The sequence below is a fragment of the Shewanella sediminis HAW-EB3 genome, assembly GCF_000018025.1.
GTDB lineage: Bacteria > Pseudomonadota > Gammaproteobacteria > Enterobacterales > Shewanellaceae > Shewanella > Shewanella sediminis.
Map to the genome: position 1 here is coordinate 4,146,539 of NC_009831.1, position 18,353 is coordinate 4,164,891.

13 protein-coding genes are annotated in these 18,353 nt (G+C 46.3%); 2 read left to right on the forward strand and 11 right to left on the reverse strand.

Going from position 1 to position 18,353, the window contains the following annotated elements:
* Positions 1–192: 192 nt before the first annotated feature.
* The 7 genes from carB to dnaK form a co-directional block, all read right to left on the reverse strand.
* Positions 193–3,411 carry a carbamoyl-phosphate synthase large subunit gene (carB, locus tag SSED_RS17790; RefSeq protein ID WP_012143737.1) on the reverse strand — a complete coding sequence of 1,073 codons (3,219 nt, stop codon included), beginning with the start codon at positions 3,409–3,411 and terminating at the stop codon, positions 193–195.
* A gap of 20 nt (positions 3,412–3,431) precedes the next feature.
* Entirely contained in the window at positions 3,432–4,589 is a 1,158-nt protein-coding gene (gene carA / locus SSED_RS17795; protein WP_012143738.1) for a glutamine-hydrolyzing carbamoyl-phosphate synthase small subunit, read from the reverse strand.
* A gap of 177 nt (positions 4,590–4,766) precedes the next feature.
* Entirely contained in the window at positions 4,767–5,579 is an 813-nt protein-coding gene (gene dapB, locus SSED_RS17800) for a 4-hydroxy-tetrahydrodipicolinate reductase (RefSeq protein WP_041421781.1), read from the reverse strand.
* Positions 5,580–5,693: 114 nt separating this feature from the next.
* Positions 5,694–6,311 carry a BamJ family beta-barrel-assembly machinery protein gene (bamJ, locus tag SSED_RS17805; protein ID WP_012143740.1) on the reverse strand — a complete coding sequence of 206 codons (618 nt, stop codon included), beginning with the start codon at positions 6,309–6,311 and terminating at the stop codon, positions 5,694–5,696.
* An 82-nt stretch (positions 6,312–6,393) separates the two neighbouring features.
* Complete coding sequence (locus tag SSED_RS17810) at positions 6,394–7,194, reverse strand: M48 family metallopeptidase (RefSeq protein ID WP_012143741.1); 801 nt, start codon at positions 7,192–7,194, stop codon at positions 6,394–6,396.
* Between the two features lie 304 nt (positions 7,195–7,498).
* Complete coding sequence (dnaJ, locus tag SSED_RS17815; protein ID WP_012143742.1) at positions 7,499–8,635, reverse strand: molecular chaperone DnaJ; 1,137 nt, start codon at positions 8,633–8,635, stop codon at positions 7,499–7,501.
* Between the two features lie 127 nt (positions 8,636–8,762).
* Complete coding sequence (gene dnaK, locus SSED_RS17820; protein ID WP_012143743.1) at positions 8,763–10,685, reverse strand: molecular chaperone DnaK; 1,923 nt, start codon at positions 10,683–10,685, stop codon at positions 8,763–8,765.
* A gap of 346 nt (positions 10,686–11,031) precedes the next feature.
* Here dnaK and SSED_RS17825 point away from each other — a divergent pair, with 346 nt between their 5' ends.
* Entirely contained in the window at positions 11,032–11,955 is a 924-nt protein-coding gene (locus tag SSED_RS17825) for a DMT family transporter (RefSeq protein WP_012143744.1), read from the forward strand.
* Positions 11,956–12,024: 69 nt separating this feature from the next.
* Here the strand turns inward: SSED_RS17825 and SSED_RS17830 are convergent, their stop codons facing one another.
* Complete coding sequence (locus SSED_RS17830; protein ID WP_012143745.1) at positions 12,025–12,690, reverse strand: hypothetical protein; 666 nt, start codon at positions 12,688–12,690, stop codon at positions 12,025–12,027.
* Between the two features lie 539 nt (positions 12,691–13,229).
* Positions 13,230–15,302, reverse strand: coding sequence for a S9 family peptidase (locus SSED_RS17835; RefSeq protein ID WP_012143746.1), 2,073 nt, complete (start codon positions 15,300–15,302; stop codon positions 13,230–13,232).
* 510 nt (positions 15,303–15,812) lie between these two features.
* On the opposite strand from SSED_RS17835, the gene SSED_RS17840 reads away from it, so the two are divergent.
* Entirely contained in the window at positions 15,813–16,127 is a 315-nt protein-coding gene (locus tag SSED_RS17840) for a DUF3303 family protein (protein WP_012143747.1), read from the forward strand.
* 71 nt (positions 16,128–16,198) lie between these two features.
* Here the strand turns inward: SSED_RS17840 and bla are convergent, their stop codons facing one another.
* Complete coding sequence (gene bla / locus SSED_RS17845; RefSeq protein WP_012143748.1) at positions 16,199–17,017, reverse strand: subclass B1 metallo-beta-lactamase; 819 nt, start codon at positions 17,015–17,017, stop codon at positions 16,199–16,201.
* Positions 17,018–17,074: 57 nt separating this feature from the next.
* The gene (locus SSED_RS17850) at positions 17,075–18,349 is read right to left on the reverse strand and encodes a glutamate-5-semialdehyde dehydrogenase (protein WP_012143749.1); all 1,275 of its coding nucleotides are present in this window, start codon (positions 18,347–18,349) and stop codon (positions 17,075–17,077) included.
* Positions 18,350–18,353: the final 4 nt, after the last annotated feature.

An 18,353-nucleotide genomic window follows, 5' to 3' on the forward strand; every position in this document is an offset into this window, starting at 1 on the left:
TCACAAGTTCACCATTCTTTCTTAAACCCGATTCAACAATTCAAAATTCTTCCATGACTCTCCCTTGCTAATCGAAAGATAACTAAAAAAATATTGATTAACTTCCAAATGGGATTTAACGATAAAACTCTCAGTTAAAAACAGGTACAAAAAAGGCCGCAAATGCGGCCTTTTGTAATTAAGCAATTATTATCACTTAATTTTACTATGCAATTCTTGCACAGAGTTTACATTACTACGATCATCTGCCGAGTGAGCCATACAGGTCGCAAATGCAGCATTCAAGGTTGTCGTGTAGTTAACCTTGTATCTCAAGGCACCACGACGCAACTGGCGTGAGTCTTCAATCGCCTGACGCCCCTCGGTTGTGTTAACTATGTAGGTGTACTCATCATTCTTTATACGGTCAAGAATGTGTGGACGACCTTCATGTACCTTGTTTACCAAACGAGGATTGATACCCGCTTCACCTAGTACAACCGCGGTACCATGAGTCGCATCGATCTCATAACCTAAGCCAATTAACTTAGCCGCTAAATCAACAACACGTGCCTTATCACTGTTACGAACAGACAATAACGCGCGGCCAGACTTAGGGACTTCGCTGGTGGCACCGAGTTGAGCCTTTGCATAGGCTTCGGCAAACGTTTCACCGACCCCCATCACTTCACCAGTTGAGCGCATTTCAGGGCCAAGCAGAGGATCCACACCCGGGAACTTATTGAAAGGTAATACCACCTCTTTAACAGAGTAATAGGGTGGGATAACTTCCTTGGTGAAGTTCTGTGACTTTAGGCTTTGACCTGCCATCACTCGCGCCGCAATCTTAGCTAAAGGCACGCCCGTAGCTTTAGAGACAAATGGCACGGTACGCGCTGCGCGTGGATTAACTTCGATCATGTAGATCTCATCATCCTTCACCGCAAACTGGACATTCATCAAACCGATAACGCCCAGTTCCATCGCTAGCTTACCAACCTGCTCGCGCATACGATTTTGAATATCGTCGCTTAAGCTATAGGGCGGTAGTGAACATCCTGAGTCACCCGAGTGAACACCCGCTTGCTCGATATGTTCCATGATAGAACCGACAACAACGGTTTCACCGTCGCAGACAGCATCGATATCGATCTCAATCGCATTATCCAGGAAGCGGTCCAGTAGTACAGGCGATGCATTTGACACGCTAACCGCTTCGTTGAAGTAACGACGCAAGTCCTGCTCATCATAAACAATTTCCATCGCGCGGCCACCCAGTACATAAGATGGGCGAACCACTAATGGGTAACCGATACGCTCGGCAGAAATCACAGCTCTTTCAACAGTGGTAACCGTGTCATTTTCAGGCTGCTTCATCTCTAGACGCTGAATCGCCTGTTGGAAACGCTCACGATCTTCGGCGCGGTCAATCGCATCCGGGCTGGTACCGATAATAGGCACACCCGCGGCTTCGAGTTCACGAGCCAGCTTAAGCGGCGTCTGACCACCGTATTGAACGATAACACCTTTCGGCTTTTCAATACGGACGATCTCCAGCACATCTTCAAGGGTAACAGGCTCAAAATAGAGTCTGTCTGAAGTGTCGTAATCGGTCGATACAGTCTCAGGGTTACAGTTAACCATGATGGTTTCGTAACCATCTTCACGCAGCGCTAACGCCGCATGAACACAACAGTAATCAAACTCGATACCTTGACCAATTCTGTTTGGCCCACCACCTAATATCATGATCTTGTCACGATTTGACGGTGCTGCCTCACACTCCTCTTCATAGGTAGAGTACATGTAAGCCGTATCAGTTGAAAATTCGGCAGCACAGGTATCGACGCGCTTGTAGACTGGGAATATCTCATGTCTGTGACGCAATTTTCGCATCTCAGATTCACTAACACCCAATAAAAGTGAAAGACGAATATCAGAGAAACCTTTACGCTTTAACTGGCGAAGGAATGTCTCGTTCATGCCAGACATGCCCGATTCTTTCACTTCAGATTCAAGTTGAAGCAGATCTTGCATCTGTACTAAGAACCAAGGGTCAATCTTCGTTAAACCAAAGATATCATCGACGGTTAATCCGGCGCGAAATGCGTCTGCGATATACCAGATACGCTCGGCACCCGGCTCTTGAAGTTCATGACGAATACGCGCCATAGCTTCTGGTTCATCGATATCGATTATCGGGTCTAAACCATTTTTGCTAACTTCAAGACCACGAAGGGCTTTTTGAAGTGATTCCTGGAAAGTACGGCCAATGGCCATCACTTCACCCACTGACTTCATCTGAGTCGTGAGGCGGTCATTCGCACCGGCAAACTTCTCAAAGTTAAAGCGTGGTAATTTAGTCACTACGTAATCGATTGCAGGCTCAAATGATGCTGGTGTGTTGCCACCTGTGATGTCATTTTTAAGCTCATCTAAGGTGAAACCAACAGCCAGTTTTGCCGCAATTTTAGCGATTGGGAAACCCGTCGCTTTAGACGCGAGTGCAGATGAACGTGATACACGCGGGTTCATCTCGATGATAACCATACGGCCATCAACAGGGTTAATACCAAACTGTACGTTTGACCCACCGGTCTCAACACCAATCTCACGCAGTACAGCAAGTGATGCATTACGCATCAACTGATACTCTTTATCAGTTAGGGTTTGTGCGGGGGCGACCGTAATAGAGTCACCGGTATGAACGCCCATAGGATCAAAGTTTTCGATAGCACAGACGATGATGCAATTGTCATTGCGATCACGTACCACTTCCATCTCATACTCTTTCCAACCAATCAAAGATTCATCGATAAGCAGTTCGCTCGTCGGTGAAAGTTCAAGACCCTGAGAACAGATCTCCTCGAACTCCTCTTTGTTGTAGGCGATACCACCACCACTGCCACCCATGGTGAATGACGGGCGGATAATACAAGGGAAGCCAAGCTCTGCCACTACGGCGTTGGCCTCATCCAATGTATGGGCAATACCGGCACGAGGACACTCGAGGCCAATTGCTTTCATTGCCTTATCGAAACGACTACGATCTTCAGCTTTATCAATCGCATCGGCAGTCGCACCGATCATCTCAACATTAAACTCTTCGAGGACGCCTTTGCTCTCTAGCTCAAGAGCACAGTTAAGTGCCGTCTGACCGCCCATAGTCGGAAGAATCGCATCGGGGCGTTCTTTGGCAATAATGTTACGAACAACTTCCCAGTGAATTGGCTCGATATAAGTCGCATCGGCCATCTCTGGATCGGTCATAATAGTTGCAGGATTAGAGTTAACGAGGATGACCCGGTAACCTTCTTCACGCAGCGCTTTACAAGCCTGGGCACCAGAGTAATCAAACTCACATGCTTGTCCGATAACAATCGGGCCAGCACCCAGGATAAGAATACTTTTTATATCTGTACGTTTTGGCATCTCTTAAACCTTCTCCCGGACTATTTGGCGTGTTGACGATACAGCTCTATAAGCTCAATAAAATGATTGAACAAAGGAGCGGCATCATGGGGACCCGGACTCGCTTCAGGGTGTCCCTGGAAGCTAAAGGCTGGCTTATCCGTCAAATGTATTCCTTGCAGTGAACCATCAAACAGCGACTTATGTGTCACTTTAATATTATCAGGTAGGCTATCCTCATCCGCCGCAAAACCGTGGTTCTGGCTGGTGATCATAACGTTACCTTGCTCGATGTTACTGACGGGGTGGTTAGCACCATGGTGACCAAACTTCATCTTAGAAGTTTTAGCTCCAGAGGCTAATGCCAACAGCTGGTGACCCAAACAGATACCAAAGACTGGGATATCCGTCTTTAAGATCTCTTGAATTGCAGCAATGGCATAGTCACATGGCTCAGGATCGCCAGGTCCATTCGATAGGAAGATCCCATCAGGATTCATGGCTAACACTGTCGATGCAGGAGTTTTTGCAGGTACAACCGTCACATCACAACCACGGTCAACAAGCATACGTAAAATATTACGTTTCACACCGTAGTCATAAGCTACAACTTTGTATTTTAATTCAGATTCAGGCGTATCATCCGGCAGACCACCGACTAAACGCCAGCTTCCACTTCGCCACTGATAACTGGTTTCAGTCGTTACTTCTTTGGCTAAATCCATGCCTTTTAAACCAGGAAATGCGTTTGCTTCGGCAAGAGCCTTAGCCACATCCTGTTCACCGACCAGAATACATCCAGCCAATGCTCCTTTTTCCCGCAAAATACGGGTCAACTTACGTGTATCGATATCTGCAATACCAACAATATTGTTGGCTTTAAGATAATCGCTTAAGCTTTGCTTATTACGAAAGTTGCTAGCAATTAAAGGAAGATCTCTAATAATCAGACCACGAGCATGAACTGAATCAGATTCTGTATCTTCATCATTGGTACCTGTGTTACCAATATGAGGATAGGTTAGAGTTACAATTTGACGAGAATAAGACGGATCAGTCAGTATCTCCTGGTATCCGGTCATTGAAGTGTTAAAAACCACTTCACCAACAGCATGTCCATCGGCACCAATTGCTGTGCCAGAGAATACAGTTCCATCTTCGAGTACGAGTAAGGCAGACTTTGTCAACGCGACCTCCATAAAGAGCCAAGCCACTGAAATATAATGGTTTTGTTTGTTTTTAAAATACCAACTTTCGCATAAATACGAAATTTTGACAAATTCGGACAAGCATATATGCTTTTGGCCGACTCGTCTATTTTTTTCTATTTTTTATTTGCATAAAAAAACCGCCATATTGACGGTTTTTCATTGACTCTAATTGAGTCCTAATACCTGCTGCATGTCATAAAGACCAGGATCTTCCTCAGCTAACCAGGATGCCGCGCGCATGGCACCATTGGCAAAGGTCATTCGACTCGACGCCTTATGAGTGATCTCTATTCGCTCACCGATATCGGCAAACATAGCCGTATGTTCACCAACCAGATCACCGGCACGAATGGTAGAGAAACCTATCGTTTCACGATCTCGCTCACCCGTGATCCCTTCCCGGCCATACTCGGCACATTTTTCAAGATCACGGCCTAAGGCCTCGGCAATGACTTCACCCATTTTAAGCGCAGTACCTGAAGGCGCATCCTTCTTGTACCTATGGTGACCCTCGATAATTTCGATATCGGTATAGTCACCCATCACTTTTGCAGCGACCTCAAGTAACTTCCACATAAGGTTAACACCGACAGCCATATTAGGTGCCATCACAATGGGTGTTGATTCTGAGTAAGCAGAAATCTGCTCTTTTTGAGCATGATTGAAACCGGTAGTGCCAATGACTATGGCTTTACCGTTTCTAGCACACCAATCGGTATGGACTATGCTCGCTTCAGGAGAAGTGAAGTCAATAAGGATATCGAAGTCATCGACAACCTTATCGAGCGAATCCGTAATAGCGACATTCATTGCCCCCACACCAGCAAGCTCACCAGCATCCACACCAATTAATGTCGAACCAGCCCTTTCGATGGCTGCTCCCAACAAAATACTTGGTTGTTGTCTGGCGGCTTCGATAAGAGTTCGTCCCATGCGGCCACTACCGCCCGTAATAGCCACTCTTACTGGTTCACTCATCATCTGTTTCCTTATGTAACTCATTCTTACTTAACACTGCCACTTAGACCGAATCGATGCAGCACTTATATTTAATTCAAAAAAAAGCCTAAGCATTGGCTTAGGCTTTTAGAATTACAGAATGTCGAGCAATTCAACTTCAAATACGAGAGCCGAATATGGCGGGATAGATGCGCCAGCACCTCGCTCGCCGTAAGCTAAGTGATGAGGAACATATAACTTCCACTTAGTACCTACAGGCATAAGCTGTAATGCTTCAGTCCAACCAGCGATAACACCCGATACTGGGAATTCAGCAGGCTGATCACGAATAACAGAGCTATCGAATACATCACCATTGATGAAAGTACCGTGGTAATGAGTACGAACTGTTGAATCAAGACCAGGCTTATCACCACTACCTTCAGTGATAACTTCATACTGTAGGCCAGATTCCAGAGTCTGAACTCCATCACGCTTGGCATTTTCTGCAAGGAAAGTTTCACCTTCAGCTGACGCAGCTTCTGCAGCAGCTTCTTGAACTTTCTGAATACGCTGACTGATCTCAGTAAAAGCAACTTGAAGATCTTGCATAGCGACTTGGCTTTCTATGCCATCAAATGCATCTGAAAGACCTAGCTGTACAGCTGAGATATTGATACCTTCGAATGAGTTGGCAGCTAATTGCTCGCCTAGTTGACGGCCTACACCGTAACTTGCTTGCTCTTCAATAGTAGTGAACTTGTCAGACATAATAATTCTACTCTCAATGATTCAATTAAATTCGCGCGACACTTTACCATATTCCCGGCGAAGATTCTTTATAACTAATAGATTATTTCGTAAATTGGCAACTGTTCTCAGCCGCAGGTTTACTGGCCTGATATAAAGGCATCACTTGCTGTTGCATCTGAGCTAAATCATCGATTCGATGTCCATGAGATGGATGCGTCGACAACAACTCTGGCCCCTGCTCTCCACCGTGTTTTGCCATATTTTGCCATAATGCGATACTTTGACTGGGATCGAAGCCTGCGCGTGCCATTAATTCCACGCCCATGATATCCGCTTCACTCTCCTGCTTTCTTCCGTAGGGTAAAATAAACCCAACTTGTGCCCCTAAGCCCAAAGCCGCCATATACAGCTCTTTGTTGCTGATCCCACCCGCACCGAGTGCGGCATCGGCAATTTGCATGCCTATGCCCGAGAGCTGCGCACGAGAAACCTGCTCATTACTGTGTTTGGCGAGAACATGTGCCACTTCATGGCCTATAACCGTCGCTAATTGATGCTCATTCTCTGCAACGTGTAGCAAACCGGTATAAACGCCGATGTGCCCTCCGGGTAAGGCAAATGCGTTGACCTGCTCGGATTCAAACACAACAACATCCCAAGGTAACCCGGAGTTGGGCAGCACAGCGGTGATCCGACTAGCGACACAATCGACATAGCGATTTGTCGCCGCATCCTGACTTATTTTTTCCTGTTTTTTTATCTGAGCAAATGAGCTAGTGCCCATCTGTTCTAGCTCTTGAGAGGAGAAGAGCAACACCTGGTTTCGCCCCGTAGGCGATTGATGCGTGGCACAGCCACTCAAAAGGATGAGAGTAGTGAATAGGATAAGTAAGGTTTTCATGGATAATAATCCTTTATATGAGCTAAGAGCTTGTAGCTAAAGGCAAGCCTGAGAAAGTCACGAGCTTAAGATCTAAATTAGACGATAAAAGCTGAGAAAAAGATAGCGTTTCAGCTAAACATTCGCGGCTAAAGCCGCTCCTACATGGAGAGTGTCGTAGCTCGTAGCTCAGCATTGAACACAAACCCCCTCTTACGCCATCCATGGCGTTCGGGGATAAGTATATCCGTATACAAAAAAGCCCTGCATAGCAGGGCTTTGACAACTTAATTTCTGAAGTTTGACTTATTTCTGAGAGCTAGAGTTAGCTATTCAGGTCCTGAAAGAACTTCTTCACGCCATCGAAGAAACCTTCAGCCTTAGGGCTATGTTTCTTAGATGATGAACCGGTTAAGGTCTCATCGAATTCACGCAGTAGTTCTTTTTGACGCTCGTTTAGCTTAACAGGCGTCTCCATCACAACCTTACACAGCAAGTCACCGACCGCATGGCTACGTACAGACTTAACGCCCTTACCTCGCATACGGAACATACGACCCGTTTGTGTCTCAGCAGGGATCTTAAGGTTAACCTTACCATCTAAGGTAGGTACTTCAATTTCACCGCCAAGAGCAGCTTTACTGAACGAAATAGGCACTTCGCAATACAGATTATTACCATCACGTACGAAAATAGTATGTTCGCGCACGCTTACCTGTACATACAGATCGCCTGGAGGTGCCCCGAACTCGCCCGCTTCACCTTCACCAGAGAGGCGGATACGATCGCCGTTATCGACACCAGCTGGGATCTTAACAGATAAGGTTTTGCTCTTCTCAACGCGACCTTCACCATGACACTTGTTGCACGGATCTTTAATGATCTTACCGCGACCATGACACGTCGGACAGGCCTGCTGAACAGCAAAGAAACCCTGACGCATCTGAACCTGGCCTTGGCCATGACAAGTTCCACAGGTAGTCGGCGATGTGCCTTTCTTAGCACCGCTACCATCACAGGAATCACACGCTGCCAGTGTAGGAATACGCAGCTCTTTAGTTAAACCTTTAACCGCCTCTTCGAGAGACAGCTCAAGGTTATAACGCAAGTCGCTACCACGGGCAGCTTGACGTTGACCGCCACCACGGCGTCCACCACCGAAGATATCACCGAAGACATCGCCAAAGACATCACCGAAATCGGCATTGCCACCAAAACCACCGCCACCGCGGTTAGGATCGACACCAGCATGACCAAACTGATCATAGGCCGCTTTTTTATCCGCGTCCGTCAGGATTTCGTAGGCTTCTTTCACCTCTTTAAAGTTGGCTTCCGCCTGCTTATCACCTGGGTTACGATCAGGGTGAAATTTCATGGCTAAACGTTTGTAAGCCTTTTTAATTTCACGTTCGCTGGCGTCACGGCTGACGCTTAATACTTCGTAATAATCTCGCTTTGACATAATCTCACGCTTTCTGTGCTGAAGTTGTAGCTGAAATTCCAGCTAAAGTTGCAACTAAACTTGAAACAACGGGCGTTAGAGTAAAACTCATAACGCCCGCATAAAATAATTTAGGGGTTAGCCTATATTATTTCTTGTCATCTTTCACTTCTTCAAACTCAGCATCAACAACATCTTCATCAGGCTTAGCCGCTTGTGCTTCACCTTCTGGAGCCTGCTGTCCCTGCTCAGCTTGCGCCTTAGCTTGGGCAATTTCCATCAACTTCGAAGACGCTTCCATTAGCTCTTGAGTTGACTTCTCAATTGCTTCTTTGTCGTTACCCTTAACTGCGGTATCGACTGCAGCCATTGCAGTTTCAATCTTCTCTTTCTCATCGCTTGGTAGTGCTTCACCGGCTTCTTCGATCTGCTTCTTAGTCGCATGAACCATGCCATCTGCTTGGTTACGTGCAGTGACCAGCTCTTCGAACTTAGCGTCTTCGTCAGCGTGTGCTTCAGCATCACGAACCATAGCTTCTACTTCTTCTTCACTCAGACCAGAAGAGGCTTTAATGGTGATATTCTGTGCTTTACCTGTTTTCTTATCGGTTGCAGAAACATGCAAGATACCATCGGCATCGATATCGAAAGCCACTTCAATCTGTGGCATCCCACGAGGAGCTGCTTCGATACCTTCCAGGTTAAATTGACCCAGAGACTTGTTACCGCTTGATTGCTTACGCTCACCCTGAAGTACGTGAATAGTCACAGCACTCTGGTTATCGTCAGCAGTCGAGAATGTTTGTGAAGCTTTCGTCGGGATAGTGGTGTTCTTCTCGATAAGCTTAGTCATTACGCTACCCATAGTCTCAATACCAAGAGACAGAGGTGTAACGTCTAGTAGAAGTACGTCTTTTACATCACCAGAAAGTACACCGGCTTGAACTGCTGCACCAATGGCAACCGCTTCATCAGGGTTAACATCTTGACGTAGTTCTTTACCGAAGAACTCAGAAACCTCGGTACGTACTTTAGGCATACGTGTCTGACCACCAACAAGAATCACTTCGTTGATATCAGAAACTGATAGGTCTGCATCTGCAAGAGCAACTTTTAGCGGCTCAAGCGTACGTGTAATAAGGTCTTCAACTAATGACTCAAGTTTTGCTCGAGTGATCTTAACCACTAAGTGTTTAGGACCTGTTGCATCGGCGGTGATGTAAGGCAGGTTAACTTCAGTTTGTGATGCGCTTGAAAGCTCAATTTTTGCTTTCTCTGCAGCTTCTTTCAGACGCTGCATCGCTAGCGGATCGTTGCGTAGGTCAAGAGATTGCTCTTTCTTGAACTCGTCTGCCAGGTAGTTAATTAGACGGTTATCAAAATCTTCACCGCCTAAGTGAGTGTCACCGTTAGTCGCAAGCACTTCGAAAGTCTGCTCGCCGTCAACACTGTCGATTTCGATGATTGAGATATCGAAAGTACCACCACCTAAGTCGTATACAGCAACGATGTTGTCACCTTGCTTCTTATCGATACCGTAAGCAAGTGCAGCCGCTGTTGGCTCGTTGATGATACGCTTAACTTCAAGACCAGCGATACGGCCAGCATCTTTAGTCGCTTGACGCTGTGAATCGTTGAAGTATGCAGGAACGGTAATTACCGCTTCTGTCACTTCTTCGCCTAAGAAATCTTCGGCAGTTTTCTTCATCTTCTTCAAAGTTTCAGCTGAAACTTGTGGCGGAGCCATCTTCTTACCATGAGCTTCAACCCATGCATCGCCATTGTCGGCACCGATGATCTTGAACGGCATGATGTCAACATCACGCTGAACTTCGTCATCTTTAAAACGACGACCGATAAGACGCTTAATTGCGAAGAAAGTATTTGTTGGGTTTGTAACAGCCTGACGCTTTGCAGGTTGACCCACTAAGATCTCTTCACCAGTGTAGGCAATGATTGAAGGGGTAGTACGATCGCCTTCGGCATTCTCCAATACGCGTGGTGTGTCGCCATCTAATACGGCTACGCAAGAGTTGGTTGTGCCTAAATCGATACCAATAATTTTACCCATGTGGTGCTCCTGAAATCTTTTCTATATAAAAGCTAAATTTGTTATCTGATTGGAGATATGGGGACGGACCAAACCATTTTCAAGCCTTAATTTTAGCTTAAGCTTCGAGTCCAGCGTTTCCCGATATCTTTCCTTAACACCCTATATTGGGTCGTTGGTAACGAATACAAGGGGGAATTGGTAAAAATAGTGACATAGATGAATTATTTGATCGCGAACTCACAATTGGCAAAGAGGATACCGTATAATGGATACAATCATGAGGGTGACGGTTTTCTTAGCTGAAAACTAGTCATAAAGTCGTCACCGAGTTGTCTCTATATGTTCGCTTTTGTAAGAGTAAAAAATGAAACAATCCAATCAGGCCTACCTCTACGGCATCGGCGCTATCTGCCTTTGGTCTACTGTCGCCACCGCCTTTAAATTGGCGTTAGCACACTTAACTCCACTGCAGTTGGTGTTCGTCGCCGTCATAACCTCAATATTTGCCTTAGGTATTATTCTTACGGTCCAGCGTAAACTCAGCCTGATAAAGAGTCAGTTTTCTCAACGCCCTCTGTTTTACCTGCAGACGGGATTACTGAATCCATTCCTTTACTATCTGGTGCTGTTTAAAGCTTACGACCTGTTACCAGCTCAACAGGCACTCTCGCTCAATTACACCTGGGCCATCTTACTGCCGCTGCTCTCGGTTCCCCTGTTAGCTCAGAAGCTGAGAAAAAGTGATATGACGGCAGCAATAGTCGCGTATTTTGGGGTATTTATCATCGCTACAAATGGCAATCTGACAGGGTTTTCATTTGAGAGTGGCACCGGAGTCATGCTGGCTCTGACCAGCACATTACTCTGGTCGCTCTATTGGATCATCAATACTAAAGACAAGGGCGATCCTGTCGTTAGCCTGCTACTGAGCTTCCTGGTCGGCTTCCCGTTTATCTTAGGCACCCTGTTATTCACGCAAGAGCTGCCAAGTTGGAACGCTCAGGCCTTCGCTGCCGGCATCTATGTGGGTCTGTTCGAGATGGGCGTCACCTTCGTGCTTTGGTTAGTGGCTCTGAAAAAGGCCGACCGCACCGCCAGCATCAGCACTATGGTGTTTATGTCTCCGGTCATGTCTATCGGCTTTATCGCCTGGATATTGCAGGAGGAGATAGCGAAATCTACCTATGTAGGACTGTTCCTGATCCTGATTGCACTTGCCCTACAGCAGTTATTACCTCATCTGAATAAGCTGCGTTCAAAAATTCACACCTCCGGCGAATCAATATAGACAAGCTCTGAATCCAATAAGAAGCCCACATTGCGTGGGTTTTTTATTCTCATGATATAACTGCCGGTATCAATAGTGTTCAACCTCTATCTGGCCGACTCCGACATTCACGTTTAATTGGCCAAAGCCTGTGCCCTCTTCATTGTAATAAGCTTGCCTGACAAAGTTACGTTCGACCGCGACCCTCTCTCCCAGATCTCGTACCGATACCTCTCCGACGCCTGATTCAAGAGAAGTCGCAGCGTAGATGATGTTATGTTTCACCTGAGCATGGCCTACACCTAAATCTATGTCGATATCGTTCTCCATGTCAGATATCTCTATACTGCCGACACCAACATTGAGGTTCACTGCCGCCTGACGAGGAAGGTAAATTTTCCACTCCTGCTTAATATCATCCTGCTCGTTCAATTTGAGGGTGACCTTTTTAGTACTCTGGTCGACATCCAACTCGACTCCACCGATATCCGCGCTTCCCCAGAGCGTGAACCAGCTGGTCTCGGTCTGGCTCACAACCACTTCGACTCTGATCTCTTGTTCATCGGTTGCAAAAATCTCCGCCGAACCGACATCAATATCGAGTACCACTTCCTGACCACTATAGTTATAGAGTTGGCTTAAGGTTCTGTCCGAGTCGGCTTGGGCCGAGGTGATAGCCAATGTTGAAAAAGCCGCTGAGATCACCAGAAAACTACTCAGGGTCGCTGTAAGACATTTTTTTATTAGCTTGTTCATTTGTGCCATCCTGTCATTGGATTCCCTTGGAATATATACAGATACAGCAAAAGCTAAGCCAAGTTTGTTTTTTAATTGTATTTCAATCGATTAACTAAGTTGAGCGGGTTAGATTGATGGAACTTTTCAGACTTGATAGCGAGTTGCGCCAATGCTTAGCAAATTTCACCAAAAGGGCATTAACTTGTCAGATAACAAGTTTCAAGTATCTCTAGCTTAATCATTTAACTTTATGGTTTTTTGTTCGATATAGGCTGGCATGGCTTCAAATGAATCTATAGCCTGCGGCTCGCTGAATGTGCAGATACTTCTTCGGCACGCTGCAAGTACATCCATGTAAGCTCGACGGTGGCATCCATGCCACCGACGTCCTCAGCCGCACCTACACTTGAGTGTTTATCTCTTCGATTTGGGTTTACAAGTCATCTAAAACTCGTTTCTAGCTTCTAGCTTCAAATATAAAAATGCCGCACTCTGGTTAGTGCGGCATTTATCAAATATCAATCTAGCGAACTGTACTTAACGTGCTGTAGCTTAGGCTACTTCCCACCAGGCTCAGCATACTTGTTCATCCAGTCTTCCACTTGGTTATACCAATAAATTGAATTATTTGGCTTCATGATCCAATGGTTTTCATCGGGGAAGTAGATCATGCGAGATTCTACACCGCGAGTTTGCAAGGTGCGGAATAACTCGAAGCCTTGACCAACAGGAACACGGTAATCCAGCTGCCCATGAACCACTAAGGTTGGAGTATTGAAATTTTTAGCACCGTAATGGGGTGAGATAGCTTTATAAATTTCAGGCTTTTCCCAATAGCTGCCAAATCGAGTGCTGTGTACTGAGAAGTCCGCTGCCATCTGCGAGTACATGTTATAAACCGCGGCATGGATAAACAGGGCGTTAAACGGATGCTCCTGACCTAAGATAATTGAGGTTAGGTACCCGCCATAACTTGCGCCACCAGCCACTAAGCGATCGTTATCGATCCACTCTTTTTGCGTAAACCACTCGGTGGCTTTAAAGACATCTTCCAATGACTTATTTTTCCAATCGGGGTTAATGCTGTCGGTATAATCTTGACCGAAACTATTTGAGCCGTGGAAATTAGGCCACGCAGTTACATATCCCCAAGAGGCAAATGTCTGTGCATTCCAGCGGTAATGGAAGCCATCAGAAATAGCGCCATGTGGACCACCGTGGATCAGCATCATCAACGGGTACTTTTTGCTGCTATCGAACCCTGGCGGGTAATGCACCCACATCTGTACATCTTCATCGTTATAACCTTTATAGGTTACCGACTCATAGGTTCCCATATCTACATCGGCAAGAATATCGTCATTGAAACTATCTAAACGTATAGTTTTACCGTTATTGGGATTAATTTTTACTACGCGAGCTGGGTATAAAAAGCTATCGTTTGCCGCCACTAACGTGCCGTCTTGTGCAATAGAAGGCTTGCCGAAGTTGGTTTGTTTGGTGATAGGTTTGATTTTGCTACTTTTGGCATCGATATGATAAATGCGGCGGGTTGCAGCGTCATCTATAGCGGCGTAGAAGCCTTTACTATCGGCGGTCCAACTAAAGCGAGTAACAGAGCGATCCCAGTCAGTTGTAATTTCACGTTCAGTGCGTTTCTTTACATCGAATAACACCAAGTTAGCAGTATCGGCATAAAAACCATGAATAAGCTGACGGGTAAACGCTAACGTTTTACCATCAGGACTAAAGGTCGGGTTAGTGTCTGGAGCTTCATTCTTTTGGGTTAAGTTTTCCACTTTATCGCTGCCAATCTTTGCCATAAAGATATCAACTTTAGGATCGACCTGGTTTTCCCAACCATTGCTATTAAACGCAATCAGACGTTCATCGGCTGAGATATCGTAGTTCGCAGCACTTTGAGATGAACGGGGTAACTGTTTATTCATCGGTTGTGTGATGGCTTCAACCTCACCACCCTTTGCAGGAATACGGAAAACGTGCGCTTGGCGGTCCTCCTCAATCCAGTGATCAAAACTGGAATAGGGCAGCGCGTTCCATTGACGTGCAGAAACTTTATCGTCTTCATTGGCTCTTAACTGCTCCGCCATTTCGTCCCAGTTTTTACCGGGGAAAACACGGCTAATAAAGTAAACATGTTCACCGACCCATTTCACGCCTTTAACACCACCCGGTACATTGGTGAGTCGCTGCGCTTCACCTGGGCTATCCATCGGCAACAGATACACTTGCCCGGCTTCGTCTTTATCACGCTTGCTCACAAAAGCTAATGTCTTACTATCAGGCGAGAAAACCGGCTCACTGACCAGCAGACCTTCAGCAGTTATTGGCCGCTGGTTAGAACCATCTTTAGCAAACAGCCACAGTTGCGTCGCACCTTTGTCTTCAGGAACATCATATTGGGTTACAGGCGCAATAATATACTCACCCGATGACGAAACAATTGGACTACCGATACGCTTCAGTTGCCACAACAGATCGACAGATAGTGTTGTAGCTTGTTCAGGTTTAGCCTGCTCAGACTTAGCCTGCTCAGACTTAGCTTGCTCAGCAAACGCCGATGCAACAGGCAGCAAGATGCACAACAGTAGAATTCCGACTCTCTTCACGGTTCTTCTCCTTGATTGGATTATTATTTTTGTTATTGCCAACACAAGAAGGCAACGCGCGAGTGATGAATAGTAATCGAATAGTGATCAAATTAACATTTACCGGGCGGGACAACCATCACCCTCTTACATCAACACAAAGCCATTGTCATGCTTAACAATTAAATAGAACTTAATTTGTGAAGGGTTGGAGCTCAACAGGTCAACAGGTCAACAGGTCAACAGGTCAACAGGTCAACAGGTCAACAGGTCAACAGGTCAACAGGTCAACAGGTCAACAGGTCAACAGGTCAACAGGTCAACAGGTCAACAGGTCAACAGGAATAAGGGAAGTGAGAGATTGCAATGAAAGTTCGGGATAACGACAGCAGAGGGGTTGAGGTGCTCTCCCCTGAACTCCTAAATCCTAACTCCAAACGCCCACCTCAGCGACTATACTTTTGAGTCTTAGCCTGTGCAGCTCTTACATTAAAGCTGGCTGGCCGCGAAATCATTAACGGAGGCGAGAAAATGTTGTTTTTAATCTATTGGGAGTTGAATGAAGAAACCGATGCCTTAGCCAGACTGAAGGCGGCTGAAAAACTGACTGCGGCGGAGTTATTTCCACCACAAGACGTTGAGGTGCTAAGATTTGATACGACACCCGATCTGTGGGGAGTGACTCTGGTAGAGGCCGGTGATGTCACAAGCGTTTCGAATGTCATCAACTCCTGGCGCATCGCATGTCCGGGAATATTTAAGTCGACTAAAATTTCTCCCGCTCGCCCGGTTCAGGAAGCAATGGAGTCGGCAGCGGAAATGATTAAAAAGTTAAAACAACCTTAGAAAGCTATCACTCCCACCAACAAAGTAAAGTCGAAGAGAGTGAAATATCAGGTGTAGATGCTATGCCAGCTTCATTTCAAGCTGGCAACCCCTTTGGTGAGAGCCATGGTATGTTCCAATATCGATTGCCCTTCCGCCCCATCACCATGACCAGGGAAGATGAACTTCGCTTGCGGAAAATCTGCTTTTACCTTACTCGCAGAGTGATACCAGTTGGCTAAGTCAGCGTCTCCTGTCCAGCCAAGGTTATTCGTTTCGTTTGACTTCAATAAGCAGCCACCGATCAATATGTTTTCCTTTGGTAACCAGACAACCAAGTTATCCATACTATGACCTGAACCCGGATAGTACGTCTCTATTTGGCCTTTAAGCAGTTCGAATTTATCCCCTGAAAAGCTATGGTTTGACATTGGCTGCTTATCCTTAACTAATAACTGATTAGTCATATCCGATGCGTAAGTAGCGAAGCCATGTTTATCGAGATAACCCAAGCCTCCGGCCCTATCTTGGTGATAGTGGGTGACTATCGTTCCCTTAAGCAGCAGCTTTTGAATCTTCAACCAACTCATCAGATCCGGCATATCCGATTCACTCCACGGAGTATCGATAAGATAGGCATTGTGTTTATCGACATAGATAAATGAGTTTGAATCAAAAGTCATTGCAGGTTTATCTTGATATAGTTTGATCTCTTTATAAGACTTCACCAAATATAGCGCCGGTGACACCTGCTTTATCTTGATGGCATCTGATGACCAAGCGGCTTCCGGGTGATGAATTTCAGCAACCGAACTAAAACTCGCTCCCAGCAATAGTACGACGGCCCCCGCACGTAGGTAGGGAATAGCAAAGCTGAATGCTGCCGCAACAAAATCAAGGTATATAGACATGAGAAAACCTTATTAACAAAAACTGCCCTGAATATACAGGGCAATGGTGGCGAGCGATTAGCTTCTTGCGGTATATTCCCCAACGCCAATCCACTTATAGGTGGTCAGCGCCTCTAGCCCCATGGGTCCTCGTGCATGTAACTTTTGAGTGCTCACCGCGACTTCGGCCCCAAGGCCAAATTGACCACCATCGGTGAAACGCGTGCTGGCATTGACATACACGGCCGCCGAGTCCACTTCATTCACGAAGTGAGCCGATGCGTGAATGCTGTCGGTTAAGATCCCTTCAGAATGCCCACTCGAATAGGTTCTGATATGGTCGATAGCGGTGTCGATGTCGCTGACAACCTTAACGCCTAAGGTGAGTGATAACCACTCTTGGCCATAGGTCTCTTCGGTCGCTATTGATATGGCAACGCCCAGTTTATCGGCGATAGCTTGTGCGCTCTGGCAACCATAAAAAGTGACGCCTGATGCTGCAAGGTGAGTATAGAGCTGAGGCAATAACTGATCCGCGATTGCCTCGTGAACTAAGACAGTATCGAGCGCATTACAGACAGTTGGACGCTGAACCTTGGCATTGGCAATGACTGCAATCGACTTAGCGATATCCGCATCTTTATCCGCGTAGAGATGGCATATACCTATGCCACCTAAAATAACCGGTATGGTCGCCTGCTCGGCGCACAGACGCTGCAAGTTTTGCCCACCTCGCGGCACTATCATATCGACGAACTGGTCGAGTTTAAGCAGGCCGCTCACTAAGGCTCTGTCAGGACTTTGAATCAGTTGTACACTATCTGCCGGCAAGCCTTGCTCAACGACGGCTGCTCGAATCGCTTCGCTCAGGGCAAGATTAGATTGCAGTGTCTCTTTACCCCCTCGCAGGATAACGGCGTTACCGGTTTTCAGTGCCAGTACGGCAATATCGACGGTCACATTGGGGCGTGCCTCATAGATAACACCGATCACTCCCAGGGGCACACGACGACGTGACAGGCGCAGGCCATTGTCTAATACCTGGCTCTCCAGCTCTGTACCTACCGGATCGGTGAGATTAATCACATTATCTATATCACCAATCACGCCTTGCAGGCGTGACTCATCGAGCAGTAAACGATCGATCATGGCATCATTGAGGCCATTGCTGCGCGCAGCTACAACATCTTTTGCGTTAGCAGCCAGGATGGTGGCACTATTTTTTGTCAAGCTGCCGGCAATGGCGCTCAATAACGCCTGTTTCTGTTGGCCGGTCAATCCAGCTAAGGCATAGCTTGCTTGTTTAGCCTGTTGTCCCAGTGTTTGCAGATAAGCTGCATTATTCTCAATCACGTCA

Excerpts from the sequence above, each read along its gene's own strand:
- SSED_RS17825 (WP_012143744.1), top strand. The coding sequence starts at position 11,032 with ATGAAACAATCCAATCAGGCCTACCTCTACGGCATCGGCGCTATCTGC.
- SSED_RS17840 (WP_012143747.1), top strand. The coding sequence starts at position 15,813 with ATGTTGTTTTTAATCTATTGGGAGTTGAATGAAGAAACCGATGCCTTA.
- carA (WP_012143738.1), bottom strand. The coding sequence starts at position 4,589 with ATGGAGGTCGCGTTGACAAAGTCTGCCTTACTCGTACTCGAAGATGGA.
- SSED_RS17810 (WP_012143741.1), bottom strand. The coding sequence starts at position 7,194 with ATGAAAACCTTACTTATCCTATTCACTACTCTCATCCTTTTGAGTGGC.
- dnaK (WP_012143743.1), bottom strand. The coding sequence starts at position 10,685 with ATGGGTAAAATTATTGGTATCGATTTAGGCACAACCAACTCTTGCGTA.
- bamJ (WP_012143740.1), bottom strand. The coding sequence starts at position 6,311 with ATGTCTGACAAGTTCACTACTATTGAAGAGCAAGCAAGTTACGGTGTA.
- SSED_RS17830 (WP_012143745.1), bottom strand. The coding sequence starts at position 12,690 with ATGAACAAGCTAATAAAAAAATGTCTTACAGCGACCCTGAGTAGTTTT.
- bla (WP_012143748.1), bottom strand. The coding sequence starts at position 17,017 with ATGTCTATATACCTTGATTTTGTTGCGGCAGCATTCAGCTTTGCTATT.
- dapB (WP_041421781.1), bottom strand. The coding sequence starts at position 5,579 with ATGAGTGAACCAGTAAGAGTGGCTATTACGGGCGGTAGTGGCCGCATG.
- dnaJ (WP_012143742.1), bottom strand. The coding sequence starts at position 8,635 with ATGTCAAAGCGAGATTATTACGAAGTATTAAGCGTCAGCCGTGACGCC.
- carB (WP_012143737.1), bottom strand. The coding sequence starts at position 3,411 with ATGCCAAAACGTACAGATATAAAAAGTATTCTTATCCTGGGTGCTGGC.